The sequence below is a fragment of the Amycolatopsis palatopharyngis genome (assembly GCF_003385185.1).
Classification (GTDB): Bacteria; Actinomycetota; Actinomycetes; order Mycobacteriales; family Pseudonocardiaceae; genus Amycolatopsis; species Amycolatopsis palatopharyngis.
In genome coordinates this window covers 190,822-207,911 of the sequence record NZ_PQHZ01000004.1, presented here as the reverse complement: position 1 = coordinate 207,911, position 17,090 = coordinate 190,822, and the positions used below count along the sequence as shown (strand labels likewise).

Below are 17,090 nucleotides of genomic sequence, written 5' to 3'. Positions count from 1 at the left end.
ACCACTCAGGACAGTGCCAGCTCGGCGACTTCCTCGGCGCAACCCCAGGACAATGTGACGCCGGCGCCGCCGTGGCCGTAGCAGTGGATGACGTCGCCCACTCGGTCGAGGCGAACCTCGGGACGGGCGGGGCGAAGGCCGACCTTCGCGCGCAGCACGGGCGCTTCGGCGATCTCCGGCACGAGCGCCGCGCAGCGGCGCAGGATGTCCTCGGTGACCCTCGGATCGGGCTCGGTGCCACCTAGGCCCGGTTCCTCCGTGCCACCGCAGACCACGTACTCGCCGTGCGGGAGTACGTAGGAGAAGTCGTCCTCGTCCACGACCCACTCGGCGAGGCCCGGATCGGCCACGTGCACCACCTGGCCCCGAGCGGGATACACCGATTCGTCGGGCACCAGTTCACGGGCGCCGAGGCCCGCGGCGTTCACCACCAGGGCGGCGTCGTCGGCGGCCAGACCGGCGACCGGGCCGTACTCGGTACACACGCCACCCGCCTCGGCCCGCGCGGCCAGCCACGGCAGGTAGGCCGCGGTGTCGATCAGGGGCGGGCTGAACTCCAGCGCGTCCACCCACGGCTCCCCCACGTCGGTGCGCCGGGTCATCCCACCAACGGCATCCGCCCAGCCCGGTACCGATCGCTGCTCCCGCCGCAGCAACCTGCCCGGCACGGACCGCACGCCGGTCCCCGGCTCGGTGGCCAGCCGCCGGAACTCCGCCACACTCGCCGCGGTCCATCCCGCCGCCCGATCCACCGGCTCACAGTGCCGCGGGTAGACGAGCCCGCCCGCGACCATCGAGGTCGTGTCCTGCGGCGGCGCCGCGGCGCGAACCGTGACCTGCGCTCCCCGCTCGGCCAGCCGCAACGCGCAGCTCAGGCCGATGATGCCGCCACCGACGACAGTGATCCGCATGAGTTCGGTGTCCCTCCGGTCGACTCACATAAGCTGCGGTGCGTGGTCCGCATCGCAGCATCGGCGCCGCTGGCACCGGCCCGCTCCAGCCCGGCCATCGCCGCATGCTTGATCGTGACGTTCCTGCTCGGGCTCGTTGTCGCCCGTGAGCGCAGCGGCGGCATGCTGGATCAGTCGATCATGAATCAGATCCAGGAGTCCACCGCCGATCAGGACGGGCTGCTACGCCTGCTCGTGCTGCCCACCGAGCCGTTCGTGCTGCTTGCGCTCATCGCCGCGCTCGCGCTGGCCGCACTACTCGGCGCGAACACGAACGCCCTCGTGCTCGCGCTCGCCGGCCCCGCCTTCGCCGTCGCGCTCAACACGTGGTTGCTGAAACCCGCTTTCGGCCGCTACTACGACAACCATCTCGCGTATCCCAGCGGCCACGCCGTCAGCCTCGTGGCCGTGCTGACCGTTCTCGCCGTGCTCGCCCGCCCCGGGCTCGCCACTCGGCTGGTCGTGGGCATCGCCGTGGCGCTCACCGCAGGAGCGGGCGTCGGCATGACCGGACTCGGCTACCACTACCCCACCGACGTGCTCGGGGCGGCGACGTTCGCCGTCGCGGTGGTGCTGGCTCTCGCGGCCGGGCTCGACCGCCGCACGCGCACGACGAACCGGCAGGGATCAGCTCGCTGAGGCAGTGGTGTCCACCGCGTCCCTTGCCAGCGCCGTGAGCCTGCTGACCGCGCGCAGATACTTCTTGCGGTAACCACCGTGCAGCATTTCCTCGCCGAAGAGTTCGGACAGCCGCACTCCCGAGGTCACCACGGGAATGGCCCGGTCGTAGAGCCGGTCGGCGAAGGCCACGAGCCGCAGCGCGACCGTCTGGTCGGGCGCGGGCCGCACGCCGCGCAGGTGCACCATCGGCACTCCGTCGAGCAGCCGCCCGTAGCGGGAAGGATGCAGGCGCGAGAGGTGCTCGGCGAGCGCGTCGAAATCGTCCAGCGTCGCCTCCGGCCGCCGCTGCGCCGAAGCGAGGAGTTCGGCGTCGCTGACCGGATCGGGTGCGTCGGGCAGTCCTCGGTGACGGTAATCGGGACCATCGACGCGGGCCACACCGAACCGGGCGGACAGCGACTGGATCTCACGCAGGAAGTCCTCCGCCGCGAACCGCCCCTCCCCCAGTTTGTCGGGCAGGGTGTTGGAGGTGGCGGCGACGTTCACCCCCGCGTCGGTCAGCTCCCGCAGCAACCTGGTCACGAGCATGGTGTCGCCGGGATCGTCCAGTTCGAACTCGTCGATCGCGAGCAGCCGGTGCTCCGACAGCCTGCGCACGGCCTCGGCGAACCCCAGGGCGCCGACCAGGTGGGTCAGCTCAACGAAGGTGCCGTACGACTTGGGCGCGGGCACCTCGTGCCAGATCGAGGCGAGCAGGTGGGTCTTGCCGACTCCGAAACCACCGTCGAGATAGAGCCCCGGCAGCTCGGGTCCGGCCGGGCCTTTTCCGCCGAGCAGCGCCCGCCAGCCGGATCGGCGTTTCCCCCCGGCCTCGGCGACCTTCCGGGCGAAGGCAGAACATGCCTCGACGGCCTCGGCCTGGCTCGGCTCGTCCGGGTTGGGCACGTAGGTGGAGAAGCGGACGGCGTCGAACCGCGGCGGCGGCACCAGCGCGGTGATGAGTTCGTCCGCGCCGATCTCCGGCCATCGATCGGTCAGCGATGCGGCAGGCATGACGGTCAGGGTAGCCAGCGGGACTTGGACCACCGTTCCCGCGACCGCCGATCGAGACCTGGCCCACCCGAATGGTCGTTTCCCCTCCCCCGTGTTGGGATGAGTGCGTGCAGATCCTGTGGCCGACACCGTCCGGCGAGAGCCCGGCCGGAGCACTGACCGATGCCGACCTCGAACGGATCTACGACTACCCCGACCAACTCGACCGGCCGTGGGTGCAGGTGAACTTCGTGGCCTCGGCGGACGGCGCCGTCAGCGTCGGCGAGTACTCCGAGGGCCTGTCCAGCCCTGGTGACAAGCGATTGTTCCTGCTCGGACGGGACCTGGCCGACGTCATCCTGGTCGGCGCGGGCACGGTGACCACCGAGGACTACCGAGGCGCGCGCCCGAGACCTCGGCGCAGCAGGCTCGGTCGCACCGATTTCCCGCCGATCGCGGTGGTCACCAACCGCTGCACCATTCGTCCAGACTCCCGCCTGCTCACCGACACCCACGTACCACCGATCGTGCTGACCTGTGCCGCGGCACCCGAGGACCGGCGCGGAGCACTGGCCGACGCGGGCGCGGAGGTCGTGCTCGCGGGCGAGGGTTCCGTCGACCTGCGCCTGGCACTCGACGCCCTCGCCAGGCGGGGGCTGCGCAGAGTGGACTGTGAGGGAGGTCCCCACCTGTTCGGCGGCCTGCTCGCCGAGGACCTGGTGGACCAGCTGTGCCTGACCGTGGCGCCACTGCTGACCGGAACGGGGCCCAGCCGCATCGTCGCGGGTCCGCCCGTCGACGTCCCCCGCGGCCTGCGGCTGGCCTCGGTACTGCACGAGGACGGCTTCCTGATGCTGCGTTATCGCCGGGGCACGGGCGGGTCCGGGTGAGCGCGGAGCCGGCCGTGTCCGACGCCGCACTCGCCATCAGGGCGGCCGGCGGGGACCACGCCGCCTTCGATCGGCTGGTCCGGCGGCACACGCCCCGGATGTACCGGGTCGCGCTGCGCATCACCGGAACCGCCGCCGAGGCCGAGGACGTCGTACAGGACGCGTGGATCTCGGCATGGCGTGCACTCGGCGGCTTCCGCAACGAGTCGGCGGTGTCCACCTGGCTCTACCGGGTCGTCACCAACACCGCGCTGGGCCACGTGCGCCGTCGCAAACCGACCGTGTCGCTCGACGCGGCGCTGTCGGCCATGTCGGACGAGGACAGCGCGGAGAGATCGTTCCTGGAGTCGGGCGTGCTCGCCGACACCCGTGGTAGTCCTGAGGGGTTGCTCGTGCGGGCCGAGCAGGTCGACGCGGTCCTGCGGGCCATCGCGGAACTCGACATGCCACAGCGCGTGCCGCTGGTGCTGCGCGAACTGGAAGGGCTGAGCTACGAGGAGGTCGCCGAGGTGCTCGATGTCACCGTCCCGGCCTTGCGTTCCCGGTTGCACCGCGCCAGGGTGGCGTTGCTCGCGAAACTGAGGGAGCTGCGATGAGCACCGGAGAGGACCCTCGGGACGACCCGCGCTGGGACCTGGTCCGGGCCGCGGCTCGTGCCCCCGTACCCACTCCGCCCGGGCTGATCGCCCGCGTGCTCAGCTCCGTACGCGGTGTTCGCGGCCGGCTACTGGCCGAGCCGCTCGAACTCCGCCAGCAAGGTGGCATGCTGCGGATCAGCGAGCGGGTGGTGGTGATCCTGGCCAGAAAACTCGGTGCGGACATCGGCGCCGAGGTCGGCGGCGTGCACGTTTCCGCTGTCGCGATGGAGGACGGCGGGCTGGAAGTGCTGCTGACCGTCCGCTACGGCGTTCCCGCGGCGGAGGCCGCCGATGCCCTGCGGCGACGGCTCGGTGAGAAACTCGCGGAGCATCTCGGCCGCCCCGGGCCGCCGGTGAACGTACACATCGCGGACGTTCATCCCAGCTGATCCGCCGCCGTTGATAGCCCATTCGGGGGAGTTGGCGGAAGATCGCGCCGGGAAGGGACATCGTAGGGAGAAAGGCGGGAACCGGATACGCGAGACGCGGTCCGGCGGCAGACTTCACAGGCAGGAAGGGAGCAGGTTCATGGCGCAGACCAGCGACGGCAGGAACGACACGTCCGCCCCCGTGTCGAAGCCCGGCACGACGACCGCGTTGAACGAGGACGGCTCGGTGGGCAAGACGACCATCTCGTCGTCCGTGGTGCAGAAGGTCTCCGGAATCGCCACGCGTGAGGTCTCCGGTGTCCACGCGCTCGGCGGTGGTGTCTCCCGTGCGTTCGGCGCCATCAGGGAACGGATCCCGGGGTCGGGCACGGTCACCACATCCGGGGTCTCGGTGGAGGTCGGCGAGAAGCAGGCCGCCGTCGACCTTGACATCGTCGTCGAGTACGGCGCCCGAATCGTCGACGTGGCACGGGCCGTGCGGCGCAACGTCATCTCCGCCGTCGAGCAGATCACCGGACTCGAGGTGATCGAGGTGAACATCGCCGTCAACGACATCCACCTCCCCGAGGACGACGAGGACGAGGAAGTCCAGTCTTCCTCGCGGGTGGAATGAGCGCGAACGTCCACAACGGACTGAATGTCCAGCACGGACTTCCGCAGACCGAAGGAGCCGATCCGATGAGTGCTCGAACCGCCGAACCCGGACACCACGACAGCGGTATCGCGGAGGCGATCGCCGAGGAACTGCTGGCCCATCCCTCGGTGGTGGCGATGAGCGGCGGACCACTGGGAGTGCTCGCCACCCACCTGCCGGGCCGGAAGGTCAACGGCGTGCGGGTACCAGGTCCCGGCGAGCCGATCGAGATCGGCGTGATCCTGCGGCTCGGCGATCCGCTGCCCCAGGTGACCGAGGAGCTCCGGGCCAGGGTGCGGGCACTGGCCGGCGAGGTCCGGGTGGACGTCACGGTCGACGACGTACGGGCGGACACAGCCAGCGAGGCCGGTGCCGCGGATCGACGGTGACGTGAACGGCGAGCCCGAACCGGAAGCGGCGGAACGCGCGGCGCGAGCGCGATTCCGCGCATTCGTCCGTGAGCACCATCCCGATGTCGGTGGCGATCCGCAGGAGTTCCTCGCGGGCCTGGACCGCTTCCGCCGGACCCGCGACCAGACCCCGCCGGAGGCGGGAACCGACGAGCCGGGCCACGACCGGTTTGACGCCCCCGTGTACTTCGCCGCACGGGAACCCGGAATGGTCGGCAGGGTCAAACGCTGGCGGCAACGGCGCCGGCGGCCACCACGGGTGCAGTAGTCAGCAGCGAGGCGAGTCCGAAAGCGGCCGAACTTGGAAAACGACTCGAGGAGTCATTGATGAACGCAACGCAGACCGGGATCATCGCGGGCCTCGTGCTGGGCCTCGCCGCGGCGCAGAGTTTCGGTACCTTCCTGATCACTCTCGCCGTCGGCGTGATCGGCCTCGTGGTGGGCCGGGTGCTCGACGGCGAACTGGACCTCGGTGACGTGTTCGGGCGGGGCAAGGACAAATGAGCACAGCACAATCGCCGTCGCTGCCCGATCCGGCGGACAGGGGATCACTCTCGATCGGGCACACCGTGGTGCGCAAGGTGGCGCAGCGAGCTGCCGCTGACGTTCCCGGCACCACGCGCGCGAAACGGGGCACCGGGCTCGGCGACCACGGCGCGAGCGTGCGCGTCAGCGGCGGGAACAACGACGTCGACCTAGCACTGGACCTGGCGCTGCGCTATCCGAGTCCGGTACGGCAGACCGCATCCGCGGTCCGCGATTCGGTGACGGCCGAGGTCGAGCGAATCACCTCCTACCGGGTCCGCTCCCTTTCGGTCACGGTGTCGGCGCTGGAGGCCGCGCGACAGCCCCGCGTGCGCTGAGGCGCCGTCGCGGGAAGACTGACCCAATCATCAGCGTTCCCATCTGCCAGCGAGAGGAAACAGAGTGCGAGTTCTCGTCCGTCTACTGTCGACGTTGCTCGCCCTTGCCGCGGTCGCGATCGCCGTGGTCGTCGTACTCGAGGTCGCCTGGCATTGGTGGCGGCCCGAAGACGTACCGCTGCTGGCACCGTGGCCGCGGTGGCGGGAAACCCTCGCGGGTCTCACCTGGGACTCCGTGCCGATCCGGGTGCTGGCCGCAGTGACAGCGGGCGCGGGTCTGCTGCTCGTCGGAGTCGTGCTGGCCGCACGCCGGCGCGGCGTCGCCCTGCACGACCCGGCCACCGAGGTGAGCGTGAGCACCTCACCTCGATCGCTCGCCCGTTTGGTCGGCCACCGCGTCCGCGCACAGGACAATGTGGAGCGTGCCACGGTGACCGCGAGCGCGAAGAAGGTGCGGGTGCGAGCGGTCAGCAGAATGGAGACGGAAGGCGAGTTGCGTCCGCGGCTGCTCGAGTCGGTGGCGGAACTGCTCGCCGAACTACCGCTGGCCACCACCCCGAAGGTGTCCGTGGTCGTCGACTCGCCGAAGGACCGCCGATGAGTCGCTCGTCGGTGTCCGCGCGAGCGCTGGGCCGCTCCTATGGGACCGAGCGGGTACTGACCCTGCTGGTCGGGTTGCTCGCACTGGTGGGGGGCTGCGTCGTGCTGCTGGTCAGCCTCGGCGTGTTCGGTTCCTTCCGTGCGCAGCGGGCGGTGCTGGACCCGTTGGCCATGGACTGGCTCGGCAGGCAACCCGCGAATCTGGTGCGGATCGTGGTCATCGTGGCCGGGCTCGCTCTGTTCGCAGGCGGACTGTGGTGGTTCGTGCGTTCACTGCGGCCGGAGCCGCGGCCGGACTTCGTACTCGACTCCACGCCGGGCAGGGAGTTGACCGTCACCGGTGCCGCGATCGCCGCGGCCGTGCAGTCCGATGCCGAACAGGTGGCGGGGGTGACGAAAGCCAGGGTGCGCTCGGTCGGCGACTCCGCGCAGCCCGCACTGCGGCTCAGCCTGTGGTTGCGCCAGGGCACCGACGTGCGCCGGGTGTGGGAAGAACTCGACAGCAGCGTGCTCGCCCGTGCTCGCGAGTCGCTGGAAGTGCGGACCCTGCCAACGGCGATCCGGCTCGAACTGGACGCCGAGGATGGGCAACGCGTGCGGTAACCGGCGTTTTCGGGGCAGAATGACGGCCATGTCGCTGCCGCTCACTCCACCCGTGAAGCCGATGCTGGCTCGCGCTGTGGCCAAGATCCCGGATGCCACCGACCTGCTGTTCGAGCCCAAATGGGACGGATTCCGCTGTCTGATCTTCCGGGACGGCGCGGAGATCACGCTGCAGTCCCGGTCGGGCAAGCCACTCAACCGGTACTTCCCAGAGGTGCTCGAGCACATGGCGAAAGTGCTTCCCGATCGGGTCGTGATGGACGGTGAGCTGGTGGTGGCGGTCGGCGGCAGGCTCGACTTCGACGCGCTCAGCGAGCGAGTGCATCCCGCAGCGAGCAGGGTGCGCATGCTGGCCGAGAAGACTCCAGCCCAGTTCGTGGCGTTCGATCTGCTCGCCCTGGGCGACGAATCGCTGCTGGACCAGCCGACCGGGGACCGGCGGGACCGGCTCACCGAACTGGCTGGCACCGGACTGCACGTCACCCCGGCGACCGATGATCCGGCGACGGCACGGCACTGGTTCACGCTGTTCGAGGGCGCGGGACTCGACGGCGTCATCGGCAAGCCGCTGGCGGAGGGCTACAGCCCGGGCAAGCGGATCATGCTGAAGTACAAACACTCCCGCACTGCCGACTGTGTGGTGGCGGGACTGCGGTGGCATGTGGACGGCGCGCAGGGTGAGGCCGTCGGATCGCTGCAGCTCGGGCTCTACGACGACGTGGGCGTGCTGCACCACGTCGGAGTGGTGGGCTCTTTCACGGCCGAATACCGCAGGGAACTGGCCGTCGAACTCGCGCCATTGATCACCGATGGAGAGCACCCCTGGCTCGGGGACGCCACGACGGATGGGCAGCGGTTGCCGGGTGGGGTGAGCCGCTGGCGCAGTACCGAACAGCCGTGGGTGCCCCTGCGGCCCGAGCGGGTCGTGGAGGTCGGCTACGAGCACACCGAGGGCGGGATGCCCTCCAGGTTCCGGCACACAGCGCAGTTCAAGCGCTGGCGGCCCGACCGTGAGCCTGCGTCCTGCGGGTACGGGCAACTCGAGGAGCCCGCGCGTTACGACCTGGACGCCGTCTTCCGTGGCGAGGTCGTCCGCACCAGATAACCCCACAACCCCCGCCGTTGGTACGTCTGCAAGTACCCCCAAGCAAGATCGAATCCGCTCTCAACCGCTACCAACCGGAACGTCGCAACACGGCACTCGGTAACGGTTAGCGACGGTGTTGATCTTGCTTGGGGGTACTTGCAGGCGCTCCATCTGTGGACGGGAGCACGCGCGGGGGTGACGTGCGCCGGGGGGGCGACGGCGTGGGCACCCCGCTCACGGTCGGCTTACAGTGGGCGTGCGAGAGTCAGCGGTGAACGTTGCCGAGACACAGTGAGGACCACTCAGTGCGCCGTGGCTTCACGCCGGCCCCGGGCGGCAGGGGACGCGGACCGGCTCCGGTCGCCGTGCTCGTCATGGTGGCGGCGATTCTCGCGGGCTGCACCGCAGGTCCCTCGAGCCGGCCAGCCGTCGTGGAGAACGACGGGCCGGCGCCGGCACAGGGACCTGCCACCGAGACCGAGATCCCCCCATTGCCACCGCTGCGCGAACCCGCGGCCTCTTCGGTGCAGTGGTCCTCCTGTGACGCCGAGACCCGGCAGCGCCTCGGCAAACCGGCCGTCCCGGACTCTCTCGGCTTCAGCTGCGCCCAGGTGAACACCACAGTGGACGCTCCCGACCTCCCCCGCAGGGGCCTCGCGCGCATCGCCATCCTCAAAGCCGGCGACGGCCCCATTCCGCTCGCCGTGGTCAACGACGTCGACGGCGAACCCGGCACCCTCTACGCGGCCCGGCTCGCCGCGAAACTGCCGCCGGCCGTGCTGGAACGTTTCTCCCTGATCGGCATGGACCGCCGGGGCACCGGGCAGTCCGATCCGGTCGTGTGCGTCCCGCCCGAGATCCGGGCCGGCCTGCTCGGCCACGACCCGGCGACCAAGGACGTCGAACCCCTGCTGGAAACCGCTCGCAGCGCGGGCCAGCAGTGCACGATCGCCCTGGAGAACGAGCAGACCGCGATCGACAGCTGGCGGGCGGCCGGAGATCTCGAGGAGCTTCGCGATCAGCTCGGCGTCGAGCACCTGCACGCACTGTCGCACGGGGAGGGCTCCAACGTCCTCACCGCGTACGGCGAGCGTTTTCCCGATCGAGTCGGCCGGTTCGTCCTCGACGGCGTACCCGAACCGTCCCGCGATCTCGTCGCGACACTGGACGGCATCGCCGCCGGCGCGCTCAAGACCCTCGACGCCTTCGCCGCGGACTGCGCCAGTCGCGGCTGCCCGCTCGGCACCGACGTCCGCGGCGCGCTCACCGACCTGACCGAACAGCTCCGGACCCGGCCGCTGTTCACCACGAAGGGCACGACGCTCGGCCCCGGCCTCGCCCTGCACGCGACGCTACGCGGACTGCGGCAGCCGGATCGCTGGCGCGAACTCGCCGACGCACTGGACGCCGCGCGCTCCGGTGACGGAACCGGCCTCGCCCGCTTTCTCGACCCCGTACTGGCCGACACCGAGACGGCTCCCGCCCGGCTTGACGCGGCACTCGCCACGTGGTGCAACGACACCCCAACGCGCCTTCCCGCCGACCGCATCAACCAGGTGATCACGGACATGTCCGGCAAGTACCCGGTCTTCGGCGGCCTCGTCGCGCAGCGGTTGGCCTGGTGCAGCCCGTGGCCGGTACGCCGGGAAGCCACTCCGAACCCGAACATGACCGGTACGCCGCCGATCCTCGTGGCGAGCACCGCGGCCGACCCGGTGACTCCCGAGCGTGGAACCATCAGGGCCGCCGAGCAGATGCGCAGCGCGGTGCGCATCGCCTGGCAGGGTGCGGGACACGGCGCGCTGGGATCGACCTGCGTGTCCGATGCCGTGCGGAAGTTCCTGGTGGACGGTGTCGTCCCGGCCGACGGCACGCTCTGCCCGGCCTGAGCAGCAGGCGTAAGCGGGGGGTCGCTCAGGTGTCGTTCCTGGCCTTGCTTGGCTGCACCCTTTTGGGCTCCCCTGGCATCTTCGGATAGTCCGGCGGATACGGCATCTCACCGAGACCGTGCTCGCGCTCGTCCCTGGCGTACCACTCCAGCAACGTCTCGATCCCGAACGCCCGAGCGTCCATGTCCGCGTGCGGGTCACCGTGCTCGGCCAGCCAGCCGGGCACCGTGGTCACGTCGAAGTCGTCCGGGTGCACCTGCGGCAGCTGCTCCCAGGTGAGCGGCGTGGAGACCGTAGCCTTCGGAGTGGCCCGGACCGACCAGGAGGACGCGACCGTGCGATCCCGCGCGGCCTGGTTGTAGTCCAGAAAGACACGCCCGTCGCGTTCCTCCTTCCACCACGCGATGGTGGCCTTGCCCGGCACCCTGCGCTCCACCTCCCGGCCGAGCGCGATCACCGCGTGCCGCACGTCGATGAAATCCCACTCCGGCCGGATTCGCACGAGCACGTGGATCCCGCGGCCGCCCGACGTCTTCGGATAGCCGGTCAGCCCCGCGTCACTGAGCACGTCCCGCACCGCGGCCGCCACCACCACGGCGTCGTCGTAACCGGCCGAGTCGGGTGGGTCGATGTCGATGCGCAGTTCGTCCGGATGGTCCACGTCCGGCCTCCGCACCGGCCACGGATGGAAGTCGAACGTGCCGAGGTTGGCCGCCCAGGCGAGCACGGCGGGTTCGGTCGGGCACACCTCCTCGGCGGTGCGGCCGGACGGAAACGCGATCTGCACACGCTGCACCCAGTCCGGCGCTCCCTTGGGCACCCGCTTGGCGTAGAAGAACTCGCCGGTCACCCCGTCAGGGAAGCGTTTCAACGTGGTCGGTCGCTCACCGATCGCCCGCAGCAACGGTTCCGCCACCGCGATGTAGTACTCGACCACGTGCCGCTTCGTGATCCCGCGATCGGGAAAGTACACCTTGTCCGGACTGGTCACCCTGACGGTACGTTCGCCGACCTGGTACTCCACCGGATCACCGTTCTTGGCCACCCGCTCACCGTAGTCATGGGAACCGACAATCGGTGCTCAAGATGGACATCACGACCGTGTCGTGCCGGGTTCCGTTCCAGAGCAGGGCGTCGCGCAGCACCCCTTCGCGCACGAAGCCGCACTTCTCGTACACCCGCTGCGCCCTCGTGTTGAAGTCGAACACCTCGAGGCCGACCCGGTGCAGGCCGACGCTTTCGAAGGCGAAATCGAGCACCAGCCGCGTCGCCTCGGTTCCGTAGCCCCGCCCGAACACGTGCGGGCCGCCGAGGGCGATCCGCAAGCTCATCGACTCGTTCGACGCGTCGAGTTCCTGCAACACGACTTCGCCGAGGAAGGCGCCGTCCGCCGCGCGGGTGACCGCCCAGTCGGCGCGGTCCGTCGCGGCAGGCCTGGCTGCGAGGAATCGCTCGACCTGCTCCCTGGTGAACGTCGCGTGTGTGCCCGTATACCGGGCGGTCTCGGGATCGTGCAACGACTGCCACACCCCGTCGAGATACGAGGCGTCGAGCTGGCGCAGCATCACGGCGTCGCCGGGCAACTCGGGTTGCGCGGCGAGCGCGTCCAGATTCAGCATGGGCCGAGCGCAGCACGGCAGCCACACTCGTGTCATCCGAGTTTCCGGGTGCCTTACCGTGGACCCGTGCCCCGCCGTACCCAGCTGATCGTCGCTTTCGTCCTGTTCGTCGGGCTGGCGGTCGCCGCGGTCACCCTGCCGGTCCCCAGCCCGGCGGAACTGCGCAGCTGGGCCGATGGGGCTGGCGCGGCCACACCGGTGGTGTTCCTGCTGGTGTACGCGGTGCTCACCGTCGCGCCGATTCCCCGCACTGTGTTCAGTCTCGCCGCCGGGCTGCTGCTCGGTCATTGGCTCGGCATCGTGATCGCGATGCTCGCCACCGCGACCTCGGCCGCGCTGGGATTCGGCCTGGCCAGGCTGCTCGGCAGGAATCTGGTGGCCCGGCACCTGCACCGCAACTCCGTACGCGTTGTGCACGACCGGCTGACCGGGGGTGGCGCGCTCGCCGTCGCGTCGTTGCGACTGATCCCGGTGATCCCGTTCGCGCCGCTCAGCTACTGCTGCGGGATGTCGGCCATCCGGCTTTCGCCGTACCTCCTCGGCACCGTGGTCGGCAGCCTTCCCGGCACGGCCGCGGTGGTGTTGCTCGGTGATGCCCTCACCGGCGAAACCTCAGCAGCGCTGCTCGCGTGCTACGGCGTTTTCGCGGTACTCGGGGCGATCGGGTTGTACCGCGCGCAGCGCAGGGCGATTCCTCCTGTACCCACCGTTGCAAACGACGTCGCGGCACAAACCCAAGTCTCCCAGCGAAGTTCGTGAACTGACGACCCACCAGGCGGCTGCCGGAGGTTCAGCCTCGCCGACCGCTACACTCGATCGAGCGCGCGGCCAACGTGTTTGCGCGCGGTCAATCCACGATCGCGGATAGTTTCGACAGGAGTAGGCGTCATCGAGACCGGTCACCTGATCGCAGGGCACTACCGCCTCGTAGAGCACGTCGGCAGCGGCGCCATGGGTGTGGTCTGGCGGGCCGTGGACGAACGCCTCGAGCGTTCCGTCGCGGTCAAGCAGATCCTGACCCAGCCCGGCCTGTCAGAGGCGGAACGGGTCAACGTTCGGCAGCGCGCCATGCGCGAGGCGAAGAACGCTGCCCGTTTCCAGCATCCCAACGCCATTGTCGTGTTCGACATCGCAGAGCACGACGGTGATCCGTGCCTCGTGATGGAGTATCTGCCATCGCAGAGCCTCTCGGCGATTCTCGCCGAGCGCAGCCCCATGCCTCTGCGCGAAGTGGCACGCATCGGCGAACAGGTCGCGGCCGCACTCGTCGCGGCACACCGTTCCGGGCTCGTCCACCGGGATGTGAAGCCCGGCAACATCCTGATCGACGAAACGGGCACCGCCAAGATCACCGACTTCGGCATCTCCAGAGCCGCGGGCGATCTGACGCTGACCCAGACCGGCCTCATCGGCGGCACGCCCGCCTACCTCGCGCCGGAACTCGCCAGGGGTGCCGATCCCGCGCCAAGTTCTGACGTATTCGCCCTCGGTGCCACGCTCTACCACGCGATCGAGGGCCAGGCGCCCTACGGCAACAGCGCGAACCAGCTGGCCCTGCTCTACTCGGCGGCCAACGGCAAGATCGTCCCTCCGGTCCGGGCGGGCCAGGCCACGGCATTGCTGATGAGCCTGCTGCGCGCCGAGCCGGAGGAGCGGCCCACGATGCTCGAGGCTCGCGACCGCCTCGCCGCCATCTCCGGCGGGGAGCAGAACCCGGCGGCGACCATGGTGTCACCGCCGCTGCCGCACGGGGGCAGGCAGCCCGCCGCACCGATGCTCGCACCGGACACACCAGGCAACGGGATCACGCCGCCGTGGCAACGCACGCCCTCGGCTACCGCAGTCGCACCCGCCGCTCCCCCGCCGACATCGACGTTCGCCGCGGCACCACCTGCCACACCGCCGCGCGGTGAACCGTCGGCCAGGTCGGGCGCGGCCAACCATCCTGGGCAGGGACGGCAGTCACGGGACCGGCGCAAGCCACTACTCTTCGGCGCGATAGCCGCCTCGATACTGGTGCTGGCCACCGTGTTGATCATCGCGTTGAGCTCGGGCGGCGACGAGAATCCAGGCACGCAGGCGCAGAACCCGGCACCTTCGACGTCGCAGGAGCCGTCCAGCAGTGCCCCGCCGTCGAGCCAGCAATCCAGTGGGCAACCGGTCGAATGGGGTCCTGCGGGAACCGTGGTGGTCGACTTCTACAACGGGCTCGACAACCCCGCTGCCGCTTGGAACCTGCTGTCCCCCGGTGTGCAGCAGTCCTTCGGCGGTCAGCAGGCGTTCGCCGAGTACTGGGAGGACTACGAGGTGGTCGGGGCGAACGGCGCTTCGGCGTACAAGCGTGCGAACAACGAGGACGGCTCCGTCGACATCCGGATCAACGTCGAATTCGAGGAAGGCGGGCAACAGCAGAAGACCGTGCGGGTGATCGATTCCGGCGGGACGCTGCTGATTGACTCCGACCCTCGTTGAAGCCACCGTAGGCACAGCGCGCCGGGTGGATTACCGTTGGACCATGGCCGACGATCAGGGCCCCACACCGCATCCTCGATTTCACGACGACCTCGTCGGGCTGGACCCGCTCGATCCCGAGGCACAGGCCTTCGCCGCGCACCTGGACCGGCTACAGCGGTGCAATCCGGCATTCACCGTCGAGGCTTCGATCAGTGGCGTCGCAGACTTCGCCGAGTCCAGCCACCGCGCGGCCGGACTGCGTTGGTGGGGTGCGGTGGCGGTCGTCGTACTGATTCTCCTCGGTGTCCTGGTCGCGGCGTGGGACACGGTCGGGCAGGTGCTGAGCTGGCTCGGCGGGTAGCCTTGGACATATGAATTCCGGCATGAAACCTGTCGTTGGCGCGACCCCGCGTGTGGTGAAGTCCGAGCAGGAGTGGCGGGAGGAACTGGGGCCGGAGGAGTACGCGGTGCTCCGCGAGGCCGGCACGGAACGCCCCTTCACCGGCGAGTACAACGAGACCGATTCCACCGGTGTGTACGAATGCCGGGCGTGCGGGGCCGAGTTGTTCCGCAGCGACACCAAGTTCGCCAGCCACTGCGGTTGGCCTTCGTTCTTCGATCCGGCCGAATCCGATGCCGTGCTCCTGCGGGAGGACCGCGCGATGGGCATGAAACGGGTCGAGGTCCTGTGCGCGAGCTGCCACAGCCACCTGGGCCACGTGTTCGAGGGTGAGGGGTACGACACTCCCACCGACCAGCGCTACTGCATCAACTCCATCGCGCTGAAGCTGGTGCCCACCGGGAACTGACCGGTGAACGCAAGACTCACCGCCACGCGGGAGCGCCCGGCACCAGCACGTGAGTGACGGTGCCGGACGCCCTCGCGCTCAGGGAAGGGCGTGGATCAGCTCGGCGGGCGGGACCCGGGTTCCGGTGTAGAAGGGGATCTCTTCGCGCACGTGCAGCCGGGCCTCGGTGCCACGCAGATGGCGCATCAGGTCGACGATGCGGTGCAGTTCGTCGGCCTCGAAGGCGAGTATCCACTCGTAGTCGCCGAGCGCGAAGGACGCGACCGTGTTGGCTCGCACGTCCGGATAGTCCCGCGCCTCCTTGCCGTGGTCGGCGAGCAACTTCCGGCGCTCGTCGTCCGGCAGCAGATACCACTCGTAGGAACGGACGAACGGGTAGACACACACGTACTTGCGCGGCTCCTCCCCCGCGAGGAAGGCGGGGATGTGGCTACGGTTGAACTCGGCGGGCCGATGCAGCGCGACCTGACTCCACACCGGAACCGACGCCCGGCCGAGCGGGGTACGCCGAAAACCGGTGTAGGCGGCCTGCACCTGCTCGATCTCCTCGGCATGCCACCAGATCAGGAAGTCCGCGTCGGCACGCAGACCGGAGACGTCGTAGACCCCCCGCACGACGACACCCTTGTCCTCCAGGGCATCCAGGTACTCCACGGTCGCGGCCGCCGCATCGCCACGGTCCTCCGGCAGCACACCAGGTTCGACCCGGAAGACCGACCATGCCGTGTAGCGGATGGTGTCGTTCAACTCTTGGTAGTTCAACCTCGCCATACGTCCATGTTCCCACCTCACGCGATCGGCCGGACGGTGGCCGTCCGCACACTCGCCTCGACCGGCCGCGAAGACCAGTTCGCTAGTGTTGTGCGCGGGAAGGGGCAACCGGGCATGAAGGACGACGAACTCCGGCGGCGGCTCGCGGGGCTGACCACCGCACACCTGGCGGACGCCTGCATCCGGGCCAGGGTTCCCGTGCGATGTGCGCCCGCGTCCGTGCGCGCCGTTCTACCGCACAGCCAGCTCTGTGGTCGTGCGGTTCCCGCGCGGCACGCAGGCAGTGTCGATGTGTTCCTCGAGGCATTTGAGCACGCCACGTCCGGGGATGTGCTGGTGGTCGACAACGGCGGTCGCACCGATGAGAGCTGCGTCGGCGATCTGGTCGTGCTGGAGGCGCGGGCGGCAGGACTGACGGGGGTCGTGATCTGGGGCCTGCACCGCGATACGGCGGATATCCGGGCGATCGGGTTGCCCGTCTTCAGCACGGGAACGATCCCGACCGGGCCACTGAGCCTGCGGACGCGTTCGGCGGACGCACTGGACTCGGCGATCATGGGAGAATGGCGGGTGAGCCGTGCCGATCTGGTACTCGGGGACGACGACGGGGTCCTCTTCGTACCCGCTGTCCGTGCCGATGAGCTCTTCGACCTCGCCGAGACGATCAGGGACACCGAACGTCGGCAGGCCGAACGGATCCGGTCCGGTGTCACACTGCGCACTCAGGTGCGGTTCGACGCCTACCTCGACGCCCGCAACCGCGATCCTGACCTGACCTTTCGCGATCACCTGCGGTCCGTGGGCGGAGCCATCGAGGAATAGCGCCGGGAA

The 17,090-nt window shown here is 69.6% G+C and carries 23 protein-coding genes; 18 read left to right on the top strand and 5 right to left on the bottom strand.

Annotation, left to right across the window (positions count from 1 at the left end; genetic code table 11):
• Nucleotides 1–5 precede the first annotated feature (5 nt).
• Nucleotides 6–911 (bottom strand): NAD(P)/FAD-dependent oxidoreductase, encoded by a 906-nt coding sequence (locus tag D0C15_RS04670; protein WP_116041075.1) that lies wholly within the window; start codon nucleotides 909–911, stop codon nucleotides 6–8.
• Between the two features lie 42 nt (nucleotides 912–953).
• On the opposite strand from D0C15_RS04670, the gene D0C15_RS04665 reads away from it, so the two are divergent.
• On the top strand, nucleotides 954–1,589 hold the full coding sequence (locus D0C15_RS04665; RefSeq protein WP_116041074.1) for a phosphatase PAP2 family protein: 636 nt from the start codon (nucleotides 954–956) through the stop codon (nucleotides 1,587–1,589).
• Here the strand turns inward: D0C15_RS04665 and zapE are convergent.
• Entirely contained in the window at nucleotides 1,578–2,624 is a 1,047-nt protein-coding gene (gene zapE, locus D0C15_RS04660) for a cell division protein ZapE (protein WP_116041073.1), read from the bottom strand. The genes D0C15_RS04665 and zapE overlap by 12 nt on opposite strands.
• Before the next feature lie 71 nt (nucleotides 2,625–2,695).
• Between zapE and D0C15_RS04655 the strand changes: the two genes are divergently transcribed.
• The 12 genes from D0C15_RS04655 (at nucleotide 2,696) to D0C15_RS04600 (ending at nucleotide 10,606) form a co-directional block, all read left to right on the top strand.
• Complete coding sequence (locus tag D0C15_RS04655; RefSeq protein WP_211323084.1) at nucleotides 2,696–3,493, top strand: pyrimidine reductase family protein; 798 nt, start codon at nucleotides 2,696–2,698, stop codon at nucleotides 3,491–3,493.
• Between the two features lie 14 nt (nucleotides 3,494–3,507).
• The gene (locus tag D0C15_RS04650; RefSeq protein ID WP_245975560.1) at nucleotides 3,508–4,089 is read left to right on the top strand and encodes an RNA polymerase sigma factor; all 582 of its coding nucleotides are present in this window, start codon (nucleotides 3,508–3,510) and stop codon (nucleotides 4,087–4,089) included.
• Nucleotides 4,086–4,520: an Asp23/Gls24 family envelope stress response protein gene (locus D0C15_RS04645; RefSeq protein WP_116041070.1), complete on the top strand. Its 435-nt coding sequence runs from the start codon at nucleotides 4,086–4,088 to the stop codon at nucleotides 4,518–4,520. The genes D0C15_RS04650 and D0C15_RS04645 overlap by 4 nt, the downstream gene beginning before the upstream one ends.
• 139 nt (nucleotides 4,521–4,659) lie before the next feature.
• Nucleotides 4,660–5,133, top strand: a complete 474-nt coding sequence (locus D0C15_RS04640; protein ID WP_116041069.1) for an Asp23/Gls24 family envelope stress response protein — start codon at nucleotides 4,660–4,662, stop codon at nucleotides 5,131–5,133.
• A gap of 65 nt (nucleotides 5,134–5,198) precedes the next feature.
• Nucleotides 5,199–5,543 carry a hypothetical protein gene (locus D0C15_RS04635; RefSeq protein ID WP_116041131.1) on the top strand — a complete coding sequence of 115 codons (345 nt, stop codon included), beginning with the start codon at nucleotides 5,199–5,201 and terminating at the stop codon, nucleotides 5,541–5,543.
• Nucleotides 5,524–5,832 carry a hypothetical protein gene (locus D0C15_RS04630; RefSeq protein ID WP_245975559.1) on the top strand — a complete coding sequence of 103 codons (309 nt, stop codon included), beginning with the start codon at nucleotides 5,524–5,526 and terminating at the stop codon, nucleotides 5,830–5,832. Before D0C15_RS04635 ends, D0C15_RS04630 begins: the two co-directional genes overlap by 20 nt.
• Before the next feature lie 59 nt (nucleotides 5,833–5,891).
• Complete coding sequence (locus tag D0C15_RS34500; protein ID WP_116041068.1) at nucleotides 5,892–6,068, top strand: hypothetical protein; 177 nt, start codon at nucleotides 5,892–5,894, stop codon at nucleotides 6,066–6,068.
• Nucleotides 6,065–6,427: an Asp23/Gls24 family envelope stress response protein gene (locus D0C15_RS04620; protein ID WP_116041067.1), complete on the top strand. Its 363-nt coding sequence runs from the start codon at nucleotides 6,065–6,067 to the stop codon at nucleotides 6,425–6,427. The genes D0C15_RS34500 and D0C15_RS04620 overlap by 4 nt, the downstream gene beginning before the upstream one ends.
• A 64-nt stretch (nucleotides 6,428–6,491) precedes the next feature.
• Entirely contained in the window at nucleotides 6,492–7,028 is a 537-nt protein-coding gene (locus tag D0C15_RS04615; RefSeq protein ID WP_116041066.1) for a DUF6286 domain-containing protein, read from the top strand.
• Nucleotides 7,025–7,630, top strand: coding sequence for an Asp23/Gls24 family envelope stress response protein (locus D0C15_RS04610; protein ID WP_116041065.1), 606 nt, complete (start codon nucleotides 7,025–7,027; stop codon nucleotides 7,628–7,630). Before D0C15_RS04615 ends, D0C15_RS04610 begins: the two co-directional genes overlap by 4 nt.
• A gap of 28 nt (nucleotides 7,631–7,658) precedes the next feature.
• Complete coding sequence (locus D0C15_RS04605; RefSeq protein ID WP_162829897.1) at nucleotides 7,659–8,735, top strand: ATP-dependent DNA ligase; 1,077 nt, start codon at nucleotides 7,659–7,661, stop codon at nucleotides 8,733–8,735.
• A gap of 356 nt (nucleotides 8,736–9,091) precedes the next feature.
• A complete protein-coding gene (locus tag D0C15_RS04600; RefSeq protein ID WP_116041129.1) occupies nucleotides 9,092–10,606 on the top strand; it encodes an alpha/beta hydrolase in 1,515 nt (504 codons plus the stop codon).
• A gap of 25 nt (nucleotides 10,607–10,631) precedes the next feature.
• On the opposite strand, the gene ligD is transcribed toward D0C15_RS04600, so the two are convergent.
• Nucleotides 10,632–11,651: a non-homologous end-joining DNA ligase gene (gene ligD, locus D0C15_RS04595; RefSeq protein ID WP_116041063.1), complete on the bottom strand. Its 1,020-nt coding sequence runs from the start codon at nucleotides 11,649–11,651 to the stop codon at nucleotides 10,632–10,634.
• A gap of 13 nt (nucleotides 11,652–11,664) precedes the next feature.
• Nucleotides 11,665–12,225 (bottom strand): GNAT family N-acetyltransferase, encoded by a 561-nt coding sequence (locus D0C15_RS04590; protein ID WP_116041062.1) that lies wholly within the window; start codon nucleotides 12,223–12,225, stop codon nucleotides 11,665–11,667.
• A 66-nt stretch (nucleotides 12,226–12,291) separates the two neighbouring features.
• Between D0C15_RS04590 and D0C15_RS04585 the strand changes: the two genes are divergently transcribed.
• From D0C15_RS04585 to msrB, 4 genes are all read left to right on the top strand, one after another.
• Nucleotides 12,292–12,984 (top strand): TVP38/TMEM64 family protein, encoded by a 693-nt coding sequence (locus tag D0C15_RS04585; RefSeq protein ID WP_116041061.1) that lies wholly within the window; start codon nucleotides 12,292–12,294, stop codon nucleotides 12,982–12,984.
• Between the two features lie 144 nt (nucleotides 12,985–13,128).
• Nucleotides 13,129–14,697, top strand: a complete 1,569-nt coding sequence (locus D0C15_RS04580) for a serine/threonine-protein kinase (RefSeq protein WP_116041128.1) — start codon at nucleotides 13,129–13,131, stop codon at nucleotides 14,695–14,697.
• 43 nt (nucleotides 14,698–14,740) lie between these two features.
• Nucleotides 14,741–15,040 carry a hypothetical protein gene (locus D0C15_RS04575; protein WP_116041060.1) on the top strand — a complete coding sequence of 100 codons (300 nt, stop codon included), beginning with the start codon at nucleotides 14,741–14,743 and terminating at the stop codon, nucleotides 15,038–15,040.
• A 22-nt stretch (nucleotides 15,041–15,062) separates the two neighbouring features.
• Entirely contained in the window at nucleotides 15,063–15,488 is a 426-nt protein-coding gene (gene msrB / locus D0C15_RS04570; protein WP_116041127.1) for a peptide-methionine (R)-S-oxide reductase MsrB, read from the top strand.
• Nucleotides 15,489–15,566: 78 nt separating this feature from the next.
• On the opposite strand, the gene hemQ is transcribed toward msrB, so the two are convergent.
• On the bottom strand, nucleotides 15,567–16,259 hold the full coding sequence (hemQ, locus tag D0C15_RS04565; RefSeq protein WP_116041059.1) for a hydrogen peroxide-dependent heme synthase: 693 nt from the start codon (nucleotides 16,257–16,259) through the stop codon (nucleotides 15,567–15,569).
• A 114-nt stretch (nucleotides 16,260–16,373) separates the two neighbouring features.
• On the opposite strand from hemQ, the gene D0C15_RS04560 reads away from it, so the two are divergent.
• Nucleotides 16,374–17,081 carry an RraA family protein gene (locus D0C15_RS04560; protein ID WP_116041126.1) on the top strand — a complete coding sequence of 236 codons (708 nt, stop codon included), beginning with the start codon at nucleotides 16,374–16,376 and terminating at the stop codon, nucleotides 17,079–17,081.
• Nucleotides 17,082–17,090: the final 9 nt, after the last annotated feature.